Here is a 17,962-nt window from a genome sequence, read left to right as displayed (position 1 = left end):
TCCGCTACAGGTCGGCAAATAGGTGGATGTCATCGGTACCGCACTCGGAACCTTGCAGTCAGCTCCCAACGGGGTGGTGAACTCGTGCGGTGATATTGCCGCGAGGCGGCATCCTCGACAAGGCAGGTACAGCTAGCCCGCTGGTCGGGGGCCCGGCCGAGTTGCTGCTCGCGGTGGCCGAGGGCTTGGCGAACTCCTGGCGATCGTGTGAACGCTCGCGAATCCGGCCGCCAGGGAGAACCGACAGGCGCTGGAAGCGATCAGAGGCGGCGAATGCGGCGGTAGGTGGGGGTGGCCGTGGTGGCGGCGGCGAGTTCGGTTGCCAGCCAGTCGAGGTCGGAGTCGGCGACGGCGGAGATGGTGAGGCGGAGATGATCGGAAGGAGGGTTGTCGGCTACCTCGAAGGGGCCGCCGGGGGCGGCTTTGATGCCCGCGGCGGCCAGGGAGATCATGGCGGCGTTTTCGTCGGTCACCGGGAGCCAGAGATTGATGCCGTCGGCGCGGGCGATGGGGATACCACGGGTGGCGAGTGCGCGGCGCAGCTCGGCCGATCGTCTTCGGTATTCGGCGCGGGCGGCGGTGACGGTATGGGCCGCGGAAGGGTCGTCGAGCATGGTCAGCAGGACGCGCTGGAGCAGGCGGCTGGTCCAGCCCGCGCCCAGCATGCGGCGTTCGACGACGGGGTCGAGGAGGTCGGCGGGACCGCCCGCCACGGCCACGCGCAGGTCCGCCCCGTGCGATTTGGAATAGGAGCGGACGTGGACGGTGCGGCGCGGAAGCCGGGCGCCGAGGGAACGCGGTGGGGCGGTGGCGATTCCGGCGGAATGGTCGTCTTCGAGGATGAGGACGTCGGTGTCGCGGAGGATGTCGGTGAGTTCGCGGATGCGACGTGCGGTCAGTGACACACCGGTGGGGTTCTGGGCGCGGGGTTGCAGGATGAGGGCGGTGACGCCGGAATCGGTGACAGCGTGCGCCAATTCGTGGGGAAGGATGCCGGATTCATCGAGATGGACCGGAACCGGGCGGGCGCCGATGCGGGCGAGTAGATCGAGAAACGGTGGGAAACAGGGATCTTCGACGGCGACCGCGTCACCGAGGCGGATGTGGGTGGTGAGCAGCCGGTCGACGGCATCGAGGGCGCCGTCGAGCACGGCGAGGCGTTCGGCGCGGAACGGCCAATCGGCGCGTACCTTGCCGGCCAGTTCGGGCAGCATCGCCTCGCCGAGGTAATCGGCGGCGAGATCGCCGGCGTCGGCGGCGGTGATGGTCCGCAAGGCGGCCGTCAGATCGGGGAGCAGGGCGGGATCGGGGGTGCCGCGGGACAGATCGACCCGGAAGGCGCTATCCGAGGGCGGGTGCAGCCGCTGGTAGCGCCCCGCGGCCGGTCGGGACGCCGAGAGCTCGCCGACGAAGGTTCCGGCACGGCCGCGAGCCACGATGGCGCCGGTCGCGGCGAGCGCCCGCCAGGCCTGGTTCACGGTGGCCGGTGAGACGCGCAGTTCCCGAGCCACCTCGCGCACCGTGGGTAGTCGTGACCCGGGTTCCCAAGCGCCGGAACGGATTCGGCGACTGATGGCGGCGGCGATACCTGCCGGGGTGCGGTCGTCGAGATGCGCGGCGAATTCGGCCAGCGACATGGGCGGCGGCACGGACGCGGCCCGCGGCACCCGCTCGGCGGGTGCGTGCGCGGTACTGGCCCGTTCGATGGTCACCCCGTAATTCTGCGACGGCCCGGGGGCGGCAACCATCGTCGCCCCCAGGTTTTACGGCCAAGAAACTGTTTCCGCGCAGATGTAACACATTGGACGTGGTTCAGGGTGCACGATAACAATCATGGCAACCGTTCGAGCCGCGCTCGTCCAGACGAACTGGACCGGCGACAAAGAGTCGATGATCAAGGCGCACGAGGACTACGCGCGGCAGGCCGCCGCGCAGGGAGCGAAGGTGATTTGCTTCCAGGAGTTGTTCTACGGGCCGTACTTCTGCCAGTTGCAGGACGCGAAGTTCTACGACTACGCGGAATCGGTGCCGGGGCCGACGACGGAGCGATTCGCCGCGCTGGCAAAGGAACTCGGCATGGTGATGATTCTGCCGGTCTACGAGCAGGAGCAGCCGGGACTGCTGTACAACACCGCGGCGGTGATCGACGCCGACGGCAGCTACCTCGGAAAGTACCGCAAGCACCACATCCCGCATGTGAACGGCTTCTGGGAGAAGTTCTACTTCCGGCCCGGCAACCTCGGCTGGCCGGTCTTCGACACCGCGGTCGGCAGGGTCGGCGTCTATATCTGCTACGACCGGCACTTCCCGGAGGGCTGGCGGGCGCTGGGTCTGGCGGGCGCCGAGATCGTCTTCAATCCCTCGGCCACCTCGCGCGGTCTGTCCGGCTACCTGTGGAAGCTCGAACAGCCCGCCTCCGCGGTCGCCAACGAGTACTACATCGGGGCCATCAACCGGGTCGGGATCGAGTCCGAGTTCGGCGAGGACGACTTCTACGGCACCAGCTACTTCGTCGACCCGGAGGGCAAGTTCGTGGGCGATGTCGCCTCCGACGCCGATCCGGAATTGGTGGTTCGCGACCTCGATATGGACCTGATCAAGGTGGTGCGCGACCGATGGGCCTTCTATCGTGACCGCCGCCCCGACGCCTACGGACCGATGGTGGCGCCATGAACAACACAGCATCGCAGGGCGATTCGGTGGGGGGCGGCCGTCGGGCGACGGGTGGGCCCATCACCTTCATCCACGGCGGCACGGTGGTCTCGGCCACCGGCTCGCAACTGCTCGACGTACTGATCGACGGCGAAACCATTGTCGCCGTCCTGCAACCGGGTTCGGTCGCGCTCGGCGCCGATCTCGCCCAATCCGCTGACACCGTCATCGACGCCACCGGCAAATATGTGATTCCCGGTGGGGTGGACGGACATACGCATATGCAGCTGCCCTTCGGTGGTACCGAAGCGTCGGACACTTTCGAGACGGGCACCCGCGCGGCCGCCTGGGGCGGCACCACCACGATCGTGGATTTCGCGGTGCAGAAGCCGGGGGAGCGGGTCCAGGACTCGCTGGGCCTCTGGCACCAGAAGGCCGCCGGGCAGTGCGCCGTCGATTACGGATTTCACCAGATCATCGGCGATGTCAACGACGAATCGCTCAAGGGTATGAGTGAACTGGTGGCCGAAGGCGTCACCAGTTTCAAGCTGTTCATGGCCTACCCGGGCGTCTTCTACTCCACCGACGGCCAGATCCTGCGCGCTATGCAATCCGCCGGTGACCTGGGTGCGCTGCTGATGATGCACGCGGAGAACGGCATTGCCATCGATGTGCTCGTCGAGCAGGCCATCGCCCGCGGTGACACGGCCCCGTACTTCCACGGCGTCACCCGGCCATGGCAGATGGAGGAGGAGGCCACCCACCGCGCGATCATGTTGGCGCAGTTGACCGGTGCGCCGCTGTACGTGGTGCACGTCTCGGCCAAACAGGCGCTGGAGCAGATCGCCACCGCGCGGGGCAACGGCCAGAACGTCTTCGGCGAAACCTGCCCGCAGTATCTGTACCTGTCGCTCGAAGAACATTTGGGCGCACCGGGTTTCGACGGCGCCAAGTGGGTGTGCTCGACGCCGCTGCGGTCCCGGGCCGAGGGGCACCAGGACGAGCTGTGGCGCTATCTGCGCACCGGCGATGTCAGCGCCGTCAGCACCGATCACTGTCCCTTCTGCATGAAGGATCAGAAGGAGCTGGGAATCGACGACTTCAGCAAGATTCCCAACGGTATCGGCGGCGTCGAACACCGGATGGATCTGATGTTCCAAGGTGTGCGCAACGGCCTGATCTCGCTGGAGCGCTGGGTCGAGGTCTGCTGCACCACCCCGGCCCGGATGTTCGGTATGTACCCGCGTAAGGGCGTGATCAGCCCGGGCGCCGATGCGGACATCGTCATCTACGACCCCAACGGGCACACCAGCATCGGCTACGGCAAGACCCATCACATGAATATGGACCACTCGGCCTGGGAGGGTTTCGAGATCGACGGTCACGTCGACACCGTGCTCTCCCGTGGCCTCGTGATCATCGACGACGGACAGTACCTGGGCCGCACCGGCCACGGTCGGTTCATCAAACGCGCACTGTCGCAGAACCTGATCTGACGTCGTCACTGATCGAAGGGAGAGTGCCACATGGATATCGGTGTGGTGCTGCAATGCACACCTCCCGCTTCGCGGGTGGTCGAACTGGCCAGACAGGCCGAGACACATGGCTTCTCGCATGTGTGGACCTTCGACTCGCACCTGCTGTGGCAGGAGCCCTACGTCATATACAGCCAGATTCTCGCCGCCACCCGCAAGGTAATGGTGGGACCGATGGTCACGAATCCGGCCACCCGGGATTGGACGGTGACCGCGTCCACCTTCGCGACGCTCAACGATATGTTCGGCAACCGCACCGTCTGCGGCATCGGCCGCGGCGATTCGGCCGTGCGCACCCTGGGAGGGAAGCCGGCGAATCTGGCGACGCTGCGCGAGGCCGTCGACGTCATCCGGGAGCTCGGCAACGGCCGCAGCGCGCGGATCGGCGATACCGTAGTGCGTTTCCCCTGGGCCGGGGATTCCGAGCTGGAGGTCTGGGTGGCGGGCTACGGTCCGCGCGCTCTCGATCTGACCGGCGAGGTGGCCGATGGATTCATCTTGCAACTGGCCGACCCCGATATCACCGCGTGGACTATCGCCCGCGTGCGCGCCGCCGCCGAACGTGCGGGCCGCGATCCGGATGCGGTGAAAATCTGTGTCGCCGCCCCGGCATATGTCACCGACGGATCGGAATCAGGTCTGGCCCATGCCCGGGAACAGTGCCGCTGGTTCGGTGGGATGGTCGGCAACCACGTCGCCGATATCGTCGCGCGATACGGCACCGGTGGGGACGTCCCCGCCGCTCTCACCGCCTATATCGCGGGCCGTCAGGGCTACGACTACAACGAACACGGTCGCGCGGGCAGTACGCATGCCGAGTTCGTCCCCGATGAGATCGTGGACCGCTTCTGCCTGCTCGGCACCCCCGACGATCAGCTCGCCCGATTGCGCGAGCTGGAGAAACTCGGCGTCGACCAGTTCGCCGTCTACCTCCAGCACGATGCCAAGACCGCCACATTGGAGGCCTACGGCGAGTCGGTGCTGCCGCGATTGGCCCATCCCGTCACGGCGACGGAGGAGGCCCGATGAGTGCCGTCACCGCGGGTGCTGTCGCCGGGGCGGGTGCGGCGATCGCCTGGTGGCTGCTGCGGCAGGCCGCCGAGCGTGATGCCGAGCGGGAGCGCGGGCGGCGGGGTGACCCGATTCCGGTACGGGTGCGTGCGCGTCGGGGCCCGTCCGGGAACCGGGGGATAGATGAGTAGCGCGCGAGTCAGAGCGATCCGCGTCGGCTACGCGGTCGGCGCGCTGCTGCTGGTCGTCGCGATCTGGGAACTTGTGAAGGCACTGGTCCCGGCGCAGGGGGTGAGCATCGGCGAGCAGCGGATCCTTCCGCGCACCACCGATGCCGCGCTGCCGCACGTGTGGAAGGTATTCACCGTGCTGGGGGAGCGTGACGGTAAGGGCACCGTCGGCGAAACACTGTTGCGCACGGCTGGATTCACCTTCGGGCTGGCGCTACTCGCCCTGCTGATCGGGACCGTCGTCGGGGTGGCGCTGGCGGTGCTGATGCAGCGGTTCGCCTTCGTGGAGCGCGGCTTGCTGCCCTATATCGTTGTCTCGCAGACGGTTCCGCTGATCGCGCTGGCCCCTCTCGTGGCCGGCTGGGGTGGCAAGATCGTGATCGCGGGTGAGCCGTGGCGGCCGTGGATGAGTATTGCGGTCATCGCCTCGTACCTCGCGTTCTTCCCGGTCGCGGTCGGCATGCTGCGGGGACTGCACGCACCGTCGAAGGCGTCGGTCGAACTGTTGCACAGCTATTCGGCCGGTTGGTGGGACACCCTGGTGCATCTGCGCTTCCCCGCGGCCGTGCCGCACTTCTTGCCCGCCCTGCGGCTGGCCGCCGCCGCTTCGGTGATCGGCGCGGTCGTCGCCGAGATCTCCACCGGCACCGCGGGCGGTATCGGCCGCCAGATCATCGTCTTCTCGCAGCAGGCCACCGGCGATTCGGCGCGTTTGTACGCGGCGGTCGGGGCGGCCGCATTGCTCGGCATCGCGGTCACCGGTGTTGTCGCGCTGGCGGAGTTGGTCCTGCGCCGCTACAGCCGCCCCGCGGGCACATCGGGTGGCGCTCGGTGACCGCTTCGTCCGGCGCGCGGCGTGGGCTACCGCGCCCCGCATTCGTGTCCCGCCGTCCCCCCGGGATCGGCAGTTCGTCAGGAGGTACCCGTTGATCGCGCAGGAACGACCCGCCGCGCCGACCGCAGCCGAATCACCAGGCACCGCAACGGATACGGATGAAGATGTGACGCCGCAACCGGAGCCCGATGCGCCCTCGACCGTCGAGGTGGGGAAGCGGACCGCCGCGGGCGTCGCCTCCGAATCGGTTTCGGCGGTCGATCTCGCCCACGTCGGCAAGATCTTCGCGGCGGGTGCGGTGACCGCCCTGTCCGAGGTCTCGCTCACCGTCGCCGCGGGCGAATTCGTCTCCCTCATCGGCCCTTCCGGCTGTGGCAAGTCGACCCTGTTGCGCATTGTCGCCGATCTGGAGCAGCCATCGAGCGGGTCGGTGACCGTGCACGGCAAGACGGCCAGGCAGGCGCGGATCGACCAGGACTACGGCATCGCGTTTCAGCAGGCGGGCCTACTGGACTGGCGCACGGTGCAGGCGAATGTGGAGCTGCCGCTGGAGTTGCACAAGGTCCCGAAGGCCGACCGCCGAGCCCGGAGTGCGGAATTGCTGGAGATGGCCGGGCTCACCGACTTCGCCAAGCGCTACCCGTCCGAACTGTCCGGCGGTATGCAGCAGCGGGTGGCGATCGCCCGGGCGCTGGCCCGCAAACCCTCGCTGCTGTTGATGGACGAGCCGTTCGGCGCACTCGACGAAATGACGAGGGAACGGATGCAGGGCGAATTGCTGCGCATCGCCGGGGAGACCGGCGCCGCGGTGGTTTTCGTGACGCACTCCATTCCGGAGGCGGTTTTCCTCTCGGATCGGGTGGTGGTCATGTCGCCGCGCCCAGGGCGGATCACCGATATCGTGCCCACCGGTGGCTGGGGCCGCGATACCGCGCCCGATGACGATGTGCGTTCCAGCGCGGCGTTTTTCGACTCGGTCGCGGCGGTGCGCGAGGCGCTGCGTGGCGGTCACGATATCGAGGCGACCGCCGGACGGGACATGCGATGAAGGCGCTGCCGCTGAAATCCGTACTGCCCCCGGTGGTGTTCGGGGTGGGCGGGCTGGTGCTGTGGCAGGTGCTGACCGTCGCGGCGGGGGTTCCGTCGTTCCTGCTGCCCGCGCCCACCGATATCGCGAGTCAGTTCGCCGAGAACTTCGATCGCATTGTCGACGCCGCCATCGCCACCGGCACCAATGCCCTGATCGGGCTGCTGCTCGGCGCGGTATTCGGCATCGGCGCGGCCATGGTGGCCGTACGCTTCCACGTGGTGGACGGGCTGCTCACCCCGCTGGCCGCGGCCGCCGCGGCCGTCCCGATCGTCGCACTCGCGCCGCTGCTGAATTCGATGTACTCGACCACTACCGACACCCCGCGCCGAATGGTCGTGACTATCGTCGTCTTCTTCCCGATGTTCGTCAGCACCGCCAAGGGCCTGCGCCAGGTTCCGCAGGTGCAGCAGGATCTGATGACCTCCTATGCCGCGGGCGGCTGGCAGGTCACCCGTGCCGTCCGGCTGCCCGCCGCGCTGCCGTACCTGTTCACTGGCCTGCGCATCGCCGCACCGGGCGCCGTCATCGCGGCCGTAATCGCCGAGTACTTCGGCGGCCTGCAGAACGGTCTCGGCAGCCGGATCACCTCCGCGGCCGCCAATACCGCCTATCCCCGAGCGTGGGCGTATGTCGTGGGCGCGATGATCGTCGGCTTGCTCTTCCTCTCCGCTGTCCTGCTCCTCGAACTACTCACCCGCCGACCCCGCACCACACTATGGAGTACGAAATGACGAATCCGACCAGGAGATTGCGTGCTTGGCTGGCGCTGGTAGCGGTGGCCGCGGCCGCGCTGACCGGCTGTAGCACCACCGATGACACCTCGACCACCACCCCCGACGGACTGACCAAGGTCCGCCTGCAACTCCAATGGTTCAAACAGGGCCAGTTCGCCGGTTACCTCGCCGCGGTGGACCAGGGCTTCTACAAGGACCAGGGTTTGTCCGTCGAAATCCTCGACGGCGGCACGGATATCGTGCCGCAGACGGTGCTCGCGCAGGGGCAGGCCGATTACGCGATCGCGTGGGTGCCGAAGGCCCTTGCCTCGCGTGAGGCCGGCGCGGGCATTACCGAGGTGGCGCAGGTCTTCCAGCGTTCGGGTACCAAACAGGTCTCCTTCAAGTCCGACAACATCACCGATCCGGCCGCGCTGCGCGGCAAGACCGTCGGAAACTGGGGCTACGGCAATGAATTCGAGCTCTTCGCGGGAATGACCAAGGCGGGTATCGACCCGGCCAAGGATGTGAAGCTGGTGCAGCAGCAGTTCGATATGAACGCCTTCCTCGCCAAGGATATCGCCGCCGCCCAGGCCATGTCCTACAACGAGTATGCCCAGCTGCTGGAGACCAAGAACCCCGCCACCGGAAAGCTGTACACCGCTGAGGATTTCAACACCATCGACTGGAACGACCAGGGGGTGGCGATGCTGCAGGACGCGATCTGGGCCAATAGCGAGAAGTTGAAAGACCCCGCGTACCAGGATCGGACCGTGCGCTTCATCGCCGCTTCGCTGCGTGGTTGGGCATTCTGCCGCGACAATGTCGACAAGTGCCGTGACATCACCGTCGCCGCGGGCAGCACACTCGGCGCCACCCACCAGCAGTGGCAGATCAACGAGGTGAACAAGCTGATCTGGCCCTCGCCCGCGGGTATCGGGATGGTCGATCAGGCTGCGTGGGATCGCACCGTGAAGATCGCCGCGGAGACCAAGAACCAGGAGGGCGCGACCGTCCTGGCAAAGGATCCGGGCGCGGGGGCCTTCACCAATGAATACGTCACCAGGGCATTGGAATTGCTGAAATCCGACGGTGTCGATGTGACCGGTGCGGGCTTCGCGCCGATCCAGGTGACCTTGACCGAAGGTGGGAAATAGGTGACCGCTGACGATCACGTCTTCTACCCCTGGAGCGCACAGGGCGGTCCGAATCCGGTGGCGGTGACCGGGGCGTCGGGGTCCTGGTTCTGGGATGAGACCGGCAAGCGCTATCTGGATTTCTCCTCCCAGCTGGTGAATGTCAATATCGGCCACCAGCATCCGGATCTGGTCGCGGCGATCGTCGCGCAGGCGGAGGAATTGGCCACCATCTCACCGACCGTGGGCAATCGGGTGCGCAGCGAACTGGCCCGGCTCATCGTGGAGCGCGCACCCGGCGACCTGAACCGGGTGCTGTTCACCACCGGCGGCGCGGAGGCGGTCGAACATGCGGTGCGATTGGCCCGCAGCTTCACCGGCCGCACCAAGATGCTCGCCGCCTACCGCTCGTATCACGGCGGTACCGGCGTGGCGATCGGACTGACCGGAGAACCGCGGCGCTGGGCCGCGGAGCCGACCAATGTCGACGTGGTCCGCTTCTTCGGGCCCTACCCGTACCGATCGCCCTGGGACACAAACACTCCCGAGGAGGAGACGGCGGCCGCGCTGAGCCATTTGCGTCAGGTGATCGAATTGGAGGGGCCGCGCAATATCGCGGGTCTCATCCTGGAGACCGTGGTCGGCACCAATGGCGTGCTGGTGCCGCCGCCCGGCTATCTCGCGGGCGTCCGCGCCCTGTGCGACGAGTTCGGCATCATCTACATCGCCGACGAGGTGATGGTCGGCTTCGGCCGAGTCGGGGAGTGGTTCGCGGTGCGGGCATACGGGGTCGAACCCGACCTCATCACCTTCGCCAAGGGCGTGAACTCCGGCTATGTGCCGCTCGGCGGGGTGCTGATCGCCGAGCGCATCGCCCGGCGTTATGACGAGACGGTCTATCCCGGCGGGCTCACCTACGCCGGACATCCGCTCGCCTGTGCCGCGGGGGTGGCCTCCATCGGCATCTTCGAACGCGAGGGCATCCTCGATCATGTCCGCTCGGTCGGCGCCGACGTCCTCGGAAAGGGTCTGCGGGAGCTGGCGGCGCGCCACCCCAGCGTCGGCGAGGTGCGCGGCCTCGGCTACTTCTGGGCCTTGGAGTTGGTCCGTGACCCGCGCACCCGCCAGCCCCTGATCCCGTTCGCGGCCGCGGGCGCGGCTGCCGAACCCATGGCCAGGGTGACCGCCGCGGCCAAGGACCGCGGCCTGTGGCCGTTCAACGCGGGCAACCGCTTCCAGATCGCCCCACCCCTGACCACCTCCGCCGACGACATACGCACCGGCCTCGAGATCGTCGACGCGGTATTGGAGGTGGCCGACGAATACGTCGAGGCGGTATGACCTCGGTCGATCGACTCCCGTGGTCGGAGGTCCGGCCCGATTTCATGCACCTCTAGGCTGGAGCCATGGCAACTGGGCAGACCGAGATCTGGCACAACCCGCGGTGCACCAAGAGCCGCAATGCGACGGCCCACCTCGACGAGAGCGGGGTCGACTACACGGTGCGGCGTTACCTGGACGATCCGCCGACCGTCGACGAACTGCGCGCGGTGCTGCGGCGGCTGGGCGCCGAACCGTGGGATATCACCCGCACCGGCGAGCAGATCGCCAAGGATCTGGGCATGTCGGACTGGGGCCGCACCGCCGCCGACCGCGACCGCTGGCTCGCGGCCCTCGCCGAACATCCGAAGCTGATCCAGCGACCGATCGTGCTCACTGCGGACGGCGGTGCGGTGGTTGCCCGTAGCGAGGACGCATTGCGCTCGCTGGACTGAGACACCCGGAGCGTATCCCCTTGGCGGACCGGAAATCCGGTGGGGCGTCCGCCGATATCGGCACGCGGTAGGGTGCGGGGGTATGAAGGTACAACTGCGCCACAGCCCCGCGTCGACCATCGCGCGATGCTTCCTCGCGGGTGGCGAGCCGATGAGGGTCGAGAGCGGTGCCATGGTGGCCCACTCGGCCGGAATTACGTTGCAGGCCAAGGCCGAAGGCGGCATCCTGGCCGGATTGAAGCGATCGGTGCTCGCCGGGGAATCGTTCTTCGTCTCGACGTTCACGGCACCGCCGCAGGGCGGATGGGTGGATGTGGCGCCCGCCTTGCCGGGCGACATGCTGAACCTTCAGATCACCCAGGACCGGCCGTACTTCATCAGCCGCGGCGGCTGGATCGCGAATTCGCATGGCGTGCAGGTGGAGGGCAAGTGGGGTGGCTTCGCCAACCTGTTCGGCGGCGAGGGCGGCTTCGGTCTGCGCGCGCACGGCGAGGGTGAGATCGTGGTGGGTGTTTTCGGCGCGATCGACGTCATCGATCTGCAGCCCGGCGAGCCGATCACCATCGATACCGGGCATGTGGTCGCATATGACCTCGCCATGAATTTCACCATCCGGCGCGCGGTGTCGGGGCGGTCGATCCAATCGCTGAAATCCGGTGAGGGTTTCGTCTTCGATTTCGTCGGTCCCGGACGGGTGCTGCTGCAGACACGCAATCCCGGTGCGTTCGCCGTGTGGGCCGGATCGGTCGCCTCCTCCGGCTAGCCCCGGTGTTTCGACAAGCTGGCTCGGGCGAGTATTGCGCGGCGAGTATTGCATTTCGAGTTGGTCATCCTGCGTTAATCTGCCGGAAATCACGGTCGTCGATGCTGTGGGCTCCCCACCGGTTTCCGACATCGAGGATTTGTATCCATGGAGCTTCTCGCCGTTCTCGCCAACATCCTGCAGACCATGATCACGGCGGGCGCCGGGAGCGCGTAACCGTCCGCATCAGGCGATGAGATCGTCGACCAGCACTCGGGTGTCCGGAACGAACGGCCAGTCCGGGTCGGCGAGATGGGCGCGCAGTTCGGCGTCGGTCCACCACCAGCCGTCGGCGATCTCCTCCGGTTGATGCCGGATGGGGCCGTCGTAGCGCAGCTCGTAGGCGAACAGGTGGCAGCGCATCGGCCTACCCTCCCACTCGCCGTCCCAGGAGGCGCTGGCCATCGGCAGCGGCAGGATGTCGTCGGAGGACAGCACGATGCCGAGCTCTTCGGCCAGTTCGCGGACGGCGGTCTGTTCGGGATCCTCGCCAGGGCCGACGACCCCACCGGCCAGGCAATCGTGCATTCCCGCGAAGACCATCTTGGTATCCGTGCGCCGGTGTACGTAGATCCGCTCACCGTCGGTGGAGCGAACCAGGACGCCCGCGCTGGCGTGCCAGATCCCGTCGCGATAGACGGTCGCCCGGTCCTCTACGCCGGTGACGCGGCCGAGCCGGTCGTAGACGGCGATCATTTCGGAGCGCTGTTTCGGCGGCTGTTCCGGCACTGTGCGAGGGTAGCGCGGGAACAGCGCGCCAACCCCGAAGAGGACCGCGCCATGGTGCTTCCCCTCGCATGGCGCATTTCGCCGAGCGCGCTATCGGAGGCCGAGGGAACGGGTGAGGTGGGTGGTCCACCAGCGGAGCTGAGGGTCGGGTGTGGTGGCGGCCCGGCCGGTGAGGCCGGCGCTGCGGCGGAACTCCGGACCGTACAGCGGTTCGATGGCGAGGGCCTGGTGAAGAGCCGCGACGGCGAGCCGAGTGTCATCGACCGGGATGTCGGCGGCATCGGGTCGCAGGGCGTGGAGGGCGTCGACGACCGGGTCGAGCATCCCCGATCCCTCGTCCCGCCACCCGGCGGCGTGGAGCGCCACGGCCAGCTCGCCATAGCCCCGTCGGTAGAGGACCGCCAAGGCGTCGATCAGCTCACCGAGATCGGCGCCACGTTCGAGCCAGGAAGCCAGCACCGCCTCCACTCCGTCCCGGATCTTCCGACCGCCGTGGCGCAGCAGGGCTTCCAGGAGGCCGTCGCGGTTACCGAAGTGGTGGTTGACCCCCGCATCGGTCATGCCGACGCGGGTGGCGATGGCCCGGACTTGGACGGCGGCTACACCGCCCTCGGCCAACAGCCTCTCGGCGGCATCCAGGATCAGGCGTCGCGCCTCGTCGGGAGGTCGGCGCACCCGCGACCGTGTCATATCGGCAACCTTACCTTGACAGGTCAAAGTAGTGAATCTACGGTCTTACCTTGACGCTACAAAGTAGTGGAGGTGCCACCGACATGATCGACCTCACCATCCCGCGGGCGCGGCGCATCGCTCGCCCCGATGCGGTCCTCCGAGGGGAGGAGCTCGGCGTCGGGCCGACCGTCCTCCTACTCCACGCCGGCGGTGAGCGACGTCAGGTGTGGAGGCCGGTCGTCGACCCCCTCGTCGCCGCCGGGTTCCGTTGCGTGGCCTTCGATCAGCGCGGTCATGGTGACAGCGACGGCTCGCCGCAGGCGCTCGCGTCCTACGCGGACGACGTTGCCGCCATGCTCCATTCCGAGCCATCGGGATGCGTAGTCGTCGGCGCCTCACTGGGCGGTCTCGCCGCCCTCGCCGCTCTGGGTGATCCGGCGGTGCGGACGAGGGTGGCGGGCCTCGTACTGGTGGACGTCGTACCCGACCTCGAACCTCACCGGGTCCGCCGTTTCCTCGCCGCCCTCGGCATGCCCGACGACTACACCGAGATCGCCGAAGACATCCTCGCCCAGGTTCCACGACTGCGGCAGGCCACCGCGGAGCTCGACCTGCCCGTCCTGCTCGTCCGTGGCGGTAGCGGGTCGCCCGTCACCGGCGACGACGTCGACCGGTTGCTGAGTCTGGCTCCACACGCCACGGTGACCCGCATCTCCGGTGCGGGGCACCTCGTCGCCCGGGACCAACCGGTGGCGTTGGCCGAGACCATCGTGGCCGTCACCACCGAGTGGCCCGCGCTGGCGCTCCTCCGCGATCTCGGCGCGGGGCAGGTCGACCACCCCGGCGGAAACCTCCTCGACCACGTCCATCGAGTGCACGAGCTGGTGGCGAACTGGGGTGGCGGCCGAAGCGTCCGTCTCGCCGCCCTCTGCCACGCCACCTACGGCACCGACGGCTTCCCCCACGCACTGCTGCCGCTCGACCGGCGAGCCCGCCTGCGGGCGGCGATCGGCGACGAGGCCGAAACCCTCGTCTACCGCTACGACTCCTGCGACCGGAGCGAAACCTACGCCCGCCTCGGCGCAACGCCGCTCCCGCTCACCGACCGCTTCACCGGCGAGGTCATCGCTCTGGCCGCCACCGACCTCACCGACTTCGCTCTCCTCACCATCGCCAACGAACTCGACGTTGCCCGCACCGCTCCACTCACCGCCGAAGCGCGTCGCGAAATCCGAGCCCTCGTCGTCGCACTGGCTGCCTACATCCCCGACGTCGCCGCTCGAGCCCTCGCCGACCCGGCCCTCCTCTGACGCCTCGAAACGGAGTCGTTTCTCCCGGGACCCGGCCGTGCTCAGACGCGCCGGATACGCGCCAGCCACGCTGCCATATCGACCAGGCCGTGTGTGGGCAGGCCATAGCGGGCCGCATCCTCGGCCACTACCTCGGTGACTCGGCCGCGATATAGAGACGGGCTCAGGTCCTCGAGTTCCCAGCCGTCCGCGGTGAACGAGTCGCGGATGATCGAATCGCTGATACGAGGGCCGAATCCCGGCTCGGCGTCCGAGAGCGCCAGGATGTGCACGCGACCGCCCGGCTTGCAGATCCGGTGCAGTCCCCGGACATACGCCGCCCGCACGTCGGATTCGGTGCCGAAGACATGGAACAGGGCGCTGTCGACGACGGTGTCGAATTCGCCGAGCCGGTCGCCCCGATCGGCGAAGGCAAGGGCATCGGCCACCTCGAACCGGGCGCCGGGGACACCTTTGTCCTCGGCATTGCGCCGGGCATAGGCGACCGCGCTGGGGGACAGGTCGACTCCCAGCACGTCGTAGCCGAGTCTCGTCAGCGCAATCGTGTGTTCACCCGCGCCCGTGCCGGGATCGAGCACCCGGCCGCGGATCCATCCCGCCCGTTCCAGAGCGACGATCGCCGGTTGCGGTTCCCCGATCACCCAGGGCGCCGTGTCATTGTCGTAGACGATGTTCCAAAACTCCGGAGCCTGTGTCATGGTCTCAGCCTCCACCCTCAACCCCGGTTGAGGTCAAGGCCGACGGGGTTCCACGGCACCGGCTGCCGGCTTCAGAACAAGGGGGCCGTCGGAGCGGGGCCCAGCTCGAGGCGTTTGCTTGTCGGATCGAGTCGGCACCGCAGCCGAATACCGGCCCCCGCTGTGAGGTCGACCTGATACGAGGCCGATTCACCGCCGCGCGACAACACCTCGACCGAGACTGATCCGGTTGTTCGGACGGGCACGTCGATAACATCGGCCAGACCGACCGAGTAGTTGGTCGTGAGGCCGGCTCCATGCCAGACCTCACGACCGTCCACCAGAACCCGCAGGTCGTCGTCCTTGAATCCTTCGCCGATCTCGAGTTTCAGACCATCGGATTCTGTGGGTAGCACCGGAGCGTCACCTCAATTCACTTCTTCAGTCCGTCGACGATGTGCGCCGGCAAATGCTTCGAACGGGCGAGCTTGACCGCATCCTCGCGTGTCCGGTTCGCGGCAGCGGTATCGCCCTCGCTGCGATAGCTCGTGGCGAGCCGCGACATCACATCCAGAACCGTGAGGTCGTCGATGCCCTTGTCGCCCTTGGACGCACTGATGACCGCCGACAGATGCTTCTCCGCGCGCTCCATGTCGCGGGGCCGTACATCGACGGACCCGTCGGGTGCGACCCGCGTGAACTCCCGTGCCGCGTTGATGCCGAGCGCAAAGTCGGCGTAGACGACGTTGGGATTCTTGGGGTGTTTTTCGAGGAGCGTTTCCAGGGCCGTTGTCCCGGCGGCGAGGTACTCGGAGTCGGTGCCCTTCAGAGTGAGCACCATGCCCACATCGTTGGTGAGCAGGAGTTCGGCGACATCGTCCTCCTCGCGAGTTCGGGGTGCACCGACCCGGACGGTCAGTCGCGGCGAGACCACCTCGCTACCGTCCGGCGTCGTGTATACCGCCTGCAGGTGATAGGTGCCCGGATCCTCGAATATTTGCCCGACCACGGCGTCATAGCCGATGTAGGCGCTCACCGCCGCATTGTCGCCAGAGTGCAAGGGCACCAGTTCCGGCTCTGCGCACGCCATCACAGGTGGCCGGTGTACGAAACGATCGCCGCGGGGACGATCGATCAGCACTGTGACAACCCCGAACTTCGGGTGCAGTTGTTCGGAGGTGTGGACGTACTGATCGGACTGGGACGTGAGGCGGATTTCCACGACCACGGGCGTCCCCAGCACCGGATGGGAGGGCGCCGCTGTGATATCGAGCCGCAAACTCGTGGATGTGGGCTCGACGGTCGCCCAATGCTGGTTCTCCATGGCAGCGCCGGTGCCGAATGGGTTGCCGCCCATGATGACATCATTTCGGAAGCCGTGCCGAATATGCGCCAGTTCGAGCCTGTCGAACTGGAACGGGAAGGCTCCCCAGAACGCGGCTTCGCCCCCGGGGGCGGACCCTCCCGGCTCATAGAATTGCGGGTAATTCATCCACGACAGAGCGCCCTTCCGATTCGGGAGCGGGGGACTCATGCTGTCCTTGTGGAAGGAGTGGAAAAGGTTGAAACAATGCCCGAGCTCATGGACGTTGACGTAGAGCTGTTCACGTAGATTCTGCGCGCTCGGTGCCGAGATCGCCTGGTAGAAACTGGCGCACCCTTGCCGTTGTGGGCCTTGCTGGTCGAACATGATTCCGCGAAGGCCGGTGCCGAATGAATGCCTCATCGCGTGCAACAACCACACCCTGAACTGAGGGACGTCACGGAACCGTGAAAAATGTGTCTCCATTGCGTGGTGCAGGCTTGCATTGTTCCAGATGTGGTTCGCCGGTGTCGCGATGATGTTGTCGCGGCCGGTCCCGAGGATTTGGACACCGGCCTCCAGGTAGGCGCCCGCGGCGGTGAGTACCCGAGCCGGTCCACCACTGGGTAGCGAACCGGTGTTGTAGCTCGTGAACGAAGGCACTCCGGACTCGACGTCCTGTTCCAGCGCCACCGTTCGGAACGCGGACGATTCGTGGCCGCAGATAAATGTCGCTCCGATTGCTCCGCTGGGGGTTGTCCAACGGAGAGTCGCTGGGGCCAACGGCTGGAGTATCGTGGTTCGGGGAATGGTGACTGTGGCCACCGTGAATGTCGTGGACCACGTATGGCGAGCGGTGCCCCTGATGACGATCTCTGTCGGAGTGGACGACATGGTGGTGGCATCGACGGTCCAGGAACCGAAGTACGAGGTCACGCCGCCGGAAATGGTGTAGTAGTCACCGCTCAACTTGCCGAGCGGTGTATTGCCGTCCACATCGACTCGCAGTTCGAGCTGGAACCCGGCGATCGACGATCGATATCGACCGCTGACCTTTTGAACGAGAAGGCCGGCTCGTTGCTCGGCACGCCTCGCGGCTTCGTCACGTTCGAGTACCGTGGGCGGCTCGTGCTCGGTCACCGGTTCGAGGACACCGACCCCGGTGCCGGCCGGGTCGATCGCAGACGACAGCCCTGCCTCGACAGCCCATTTCGACCGTGCGGCGTCGAGTTTCGCCGAATCTATGTCGAGCGCATTCTCTTCTGCGGGTACGGCATTCGGGTCGATCACAGAAGTCATGTCTGTCGCTCCTTGCATGCTCAGAGGGTTGTTGACAGCTCGCAGGCTTCGTGCGCGCATCGTCGCTCGCCGGTGAAGTCCGGTGCGGGTGGCTATCAGGAAGACCGGCGATTCAACCGCTCGGGAACCGGCCGAGCAAAGCCCTACCGCTGGTGATCACGCTCCTCCGGTTCGCGACTCAACTCGGTTGGTT

The 17,962-nt window shown here is 67.0% G+C and carries 18 protein-coding genes; 12 read left to right on the top strand and 6 right to left on the bottom strand.

From position 1 onward, the window contains the following. Window positions 1-260 precede the first annotated feature (260 nt). On the bottom strand, window positions 261-1,712 hold the full coding sequence (locus tag AB0H61_RS00705; protein ID WP_357297528.1) for an aminotransferase class I/II-fold pyridoxal phosphate-dependent enzyme: 1,452 nt from the start codon (window positions 1,710-1,712) through the stop codon (window positions 261-263). Window positions 1,713-1,833: 121 nt separating this feature from the next. On the opposite strand from AB0H61_RS00705, the gene AB0H61_RS00700 reads away from it, so the two are divergent. The 11 genes from AB0H61_RS00700 (at window position 1,834) to AB0H61_RS00650 (ending at window position 11,740) form a co-directional block, all read left to right on the top strand. Further along, window positions 1,834-2,673, top strand: a complete 840-nt coding sequence (locus AB0H61_RS00700) for a nitrilase-related carbon-nitrogen hydrolase (protein ID WP_357297525.1) — start codon at window positions 1,834-1,836, stop codon at window positions 2,671-2,673. Further along, a complete protein-coding gene (hydA, locus tag AB0H61_RS00695; RefSeq protein WP_357297522.1) occupies window positions 2,670-4,148 on the top strand; it encodes a dihydropyrimidinase in 1,479 nt (492 codons plus the stop codon). Before AB0H61_RS00700 ends, hydA begins: the two co-directional genes overlap by 4 nt. Window positions 4,149-4,178: 30 nt before the next feature. Continuing rightward, entirely contained in the window at window positions 4,179-5,216 is a 1,038-nt protein-coding gene (locus AB0H61_RS00690) for a TIGR03842 family LLM class F420-dependent oxidoreductase (protein ID WP_357297520.1), read from the top strand. Further along, window positions 5,213-5,389 (top strand): hypothetical protein, encoded by a 177-nt coding sequence (locus AB0H61_RS00685; protein WP_357297517.1) that lies wholly within the window; start codon window positions 5,213-5,215, stop codon window positions 5,387-5,389. Before AB0H61_RS00690 ends, AB0H61_RS00685 begins: the two co-directional genes overlap by 4 nt. Continuing rightward, window positions 5,382-6,263 (top strand): ABC transporter permease subunit, encoded by an 882-nt coding sequence (locus AB0H61_RS00680; protein ID WP_357297514.1) that lies wholly within the window; start codon window positions 5,382-5,384, stop codon window positions 6,261-6,263. Before AB0H61_RS00685 ends, AB0H61_RS00680 begins: the two co-directional genes overlap by 8 nt. Before the next feature lie 166 nt (window positions 6,264-6,429). Continuing rightward, window positions 6,430-7,311 (top strand): ABC transporter ATP-binding protein, encoded by an 882-nt coding sequence (locus AB0H61_RS00675; protein ID WP_357297511.1) that lies wholly within the window; start codon window positions 6,430-6,432, stop codon window positions 7,309-7,311. Further along, window positions 7,308-8,084, top strand: coding sequence for an ABC transporter permease subunit (locus AB0H61_RS00670; RefSeq protein WP_357297509.1), 777 nt, complete (start codon window positions 7,308-7,310; stop codon window positions 8,082-8,084). The genes AB0H61_RS00675 and AB0H61_RS00670 overlap by 4 nt, the downstream gene beginning before the upstream one ends. Further along, complete coding sequence (locus AB0H61_RS00665) at window positions 8,081-9,223, top strand: ABC transporter substrate-binding protein (protein ID WP_357297505.1); 1,143 nt, start codon at window positions 8,081-8,083, stop codon at window positions 9,221-9,223. The genes AB0H61_RS00670 and AB0H61_RS00665 overlap by 4 nt, the downstream gene beginning before the upstream one ends. After that, window positions 9,224-10,543 (top strand): aspartate aminotransferase family protein, encoded by a 1,320-nt coding sequence (locus AB0H61_RS00660; RefSeq protein WP_357297503.1) that lies wholly within the window; start codon window positions 9,224-9,226, stop codon window positions 10,541-10,543. It abuts the gene before it with no gap. Between the two features lie 65 nt (window positions 10,544-10,608). Next, entirely contained in the window at window positions 10,609-10,977 is a 369-nt protein-coding gene (locus AB0H61_RS00655) for an arsenate reductase family protein (protein ID WP_357297501.1), read from the top strand. Between the two features lie 82 nt (window positions 10,978-11,059). Beyond that, window positions 11,060-11,740: a TIGR00266 family protein gene (locus AB0H61_RS00650; RefSeq protein WP_357297500.1), complete on the top strand. Its 681-nt coding sequence runs from the start codon at window positions 11,060-11,062 to the stop codon at window positions 11,738-11,740. 225 nt (window positions 11,741-11,965) lie between these two features. On the opposite strand, the gene AB0H61_RS00645 is transcribed toward AB0H61_RS00650, so the two are convergent. Beyond that, a complete protein-coding gene (locus AB0H61_RS00645) occupies window positions 11,966-12,475 on the bottom strand; it encodes an NUDIX domain-containing protein (RefSeq protein ID WP_357299768.1) in 510 nt (169 codons plus the stop codon). Window positions 12,476-12,598: 123 nt separating this feature from the next. After that, window positions 12,599-13,198 (bottom strand): helix-turn-helix domain-containing protein, encoded by a 600-nt coding sequence (locus AB0H61_RS00640; protein ID WP_357297497.1) that lies wholly within the window; start codon window positions 13,196-13,198, stop codon window positions 12,599-12,601. Window positions 13,199-13,281: 83 nt separating this feature from the next. Between AB0H61_RS00640 and AB0H61_RS00635 the strand changes: the two genes are divergently transcribed. Further along, complete coding sequence (locus AB0H61_RS00635; RefSeq protein WP_357297495.1) at window positions 13,282-14,490, top strand: alpha/beta hydrolase; 1,209 nt, start codon at window positions 13,282-13,284, stop codon at window positions 14,488-14,490. A 41-nt stretch (window positions 14,491-14,531) separates the two neighbouring features. Here AB0H61_RS00635 and AB0H61_RS00630 read toward each other — a convergent pair whose 3' ends face one another. From AB0H61_RS00630 to AB0H61_RS00620, 3 genes are all read right to left on the bottom strand, one after another. Next, window positions 14,532-15,188, bottom strand: a complete 657-nt coding sequence (locus AB0H61_RS00630) for a class I SAM-dependent methyltransferase (protein WP_357297493.1) — start codon at window positions 15,186-15,188, stop codon at window positions 14,532-14,534. A 71-nt stretch (window positions 15,189-15,259) separates the two neighbouring features. Beyond that, window positions 15,260-15,583 (bottom strand): hypothetical protein, encoded by a 324-nt coding sequence (locus AB0H61_RS00625; RefSeq protein ID WP_357297491.1) that lies wholly within the window; start codon window positions 15,581-15,583, stop codon window positions 15,260-15,262. Between the two features lie 17 nt (window positions 15,584-15,600). Beyond that, window positions 15,601-17,769 (bottom strand): hypothetical protein, encoded by a 2,169-nt coding sequence (locus tag AB0H61_RS00620; protein ID WP_357297489.1) that lies wholly within the window; start codon window positions 17,767-17,769, stop codon window positions 15,601-15,603. Window positions 17,770-17,962: the final 193 nt, after the last annotated feature.

Origin of the sequence: Nocardia sp. NPDC050710, from assembly GCF_040654375.1 — a bacterium.
Classification (GTDB): domain Bacteria; phylum Actinomycetota; class Actinomycetes; order Mycobacteriales; family Mycobacteriaceae; genus Nocardia.
This window is presented reverse-complemented; position numbering and strand designations above follow the sequence as displayed.

Bases quoted from the DNA above. Each gene is read 5' to 3' on its own strand.
- AB0H61_RS00655 (WP_357297501.1), top strand. From the start codon at position 10,609: ATGGCAACTGGGCAGACCGAGATCTGGCACAACCCGCGGTGCACCAAG.
- AB0H61_RS00665 (WP_357297505.1), top strand. From the start codon at position 8,081: ATGACGAATCCGACCAGGAGATTGCGTGCTTGGCTGGCGCTGGTAGCG.
- AB0H61_RS00690 (WP_357297520.1), top strand. From the start codon at position 4,179: ATGGATATCGGTGTGGTGCTGCAATGCACACCTCCCGCTTCGCGGGTG.
- AB0H61_RS00650 (WP_357297500.1), top strand. From the start codon at position 11,060: ATGAAGGTACAACTGCGCCACAGCCCCGCGTCGACCATCGCGCGATGC.
- AB0H61_RS00700 (WP_357297525.1), top strand. From the start codon at position 1,834: ATGGCAACCGTTCGAGCCGCGCTCGTCCAGACGAACTGGACCGGCGAC.
- AB0H61_RS00645 (WP_357299768.1), bottom strand. From the start codon at position 12,475: ATGATCGCCGTCTACGACCGGCTCGGCCGCGTCACCGGCGTAGAGGAC.
- AB0H61_RS00685 (WP_357297517.1), top strand. From the start codon at position 5,213: ATGAGTGCCGTCACCGCGGGTGCTGTCGCCGGGGCGGGTGCGGCGATC.
- AB0H61_RS00640 (WP_357297497.1), bottom strand. From the start codon at position 13,198: ATGACACGGTCGCGGGTGCGCCGACCTCCCGACGAGGCGCGACGCCTG.
- AB0H61_RS00680 (WP_357297514.1), top strand. From the start codon at position 5,382: ATGAGTAGCGCGCGAGTCAGAGCGATCCGCGTCGGCTACGCGGTCGGC.
- AB0H61_RS00635 (WP_357297495.1), top strand. From the start codon at position 13,282: ATGATCGACCTCACCATCCCGCGGGCGCGGCGCATCGCTCGCCCCGAT.
- hydA (WP_357297522.1), top strand. From the start codon at position 2,670: ATGAACAACACAGCATCGCAGGGCGATTCGGTGGGGGGCGGCCGTCGG.
- AB0H61_RS00620 (WP_357297489.1), bottom strand. From the start codon at position 17,769: ATGACTTCTGTGATCGACCCGAATGCCGTACCCGCAGAAGAGAATGCG.
- AB0H61_RS00670 (WP_357297509.1), top strand. From the start codon at position 7,308: ATGAAGGCGCTGCCGCTGAAATCCGTACTGCCCCCGGTGGTGTTCGGG.
- AB0H61_RS00630 (WP_357297493.1), bottom strand. From the start codon at position 15,188: ATGACACAGGCTCCGGAGTTTTGGAACATCGTCTACGACAATGACACG.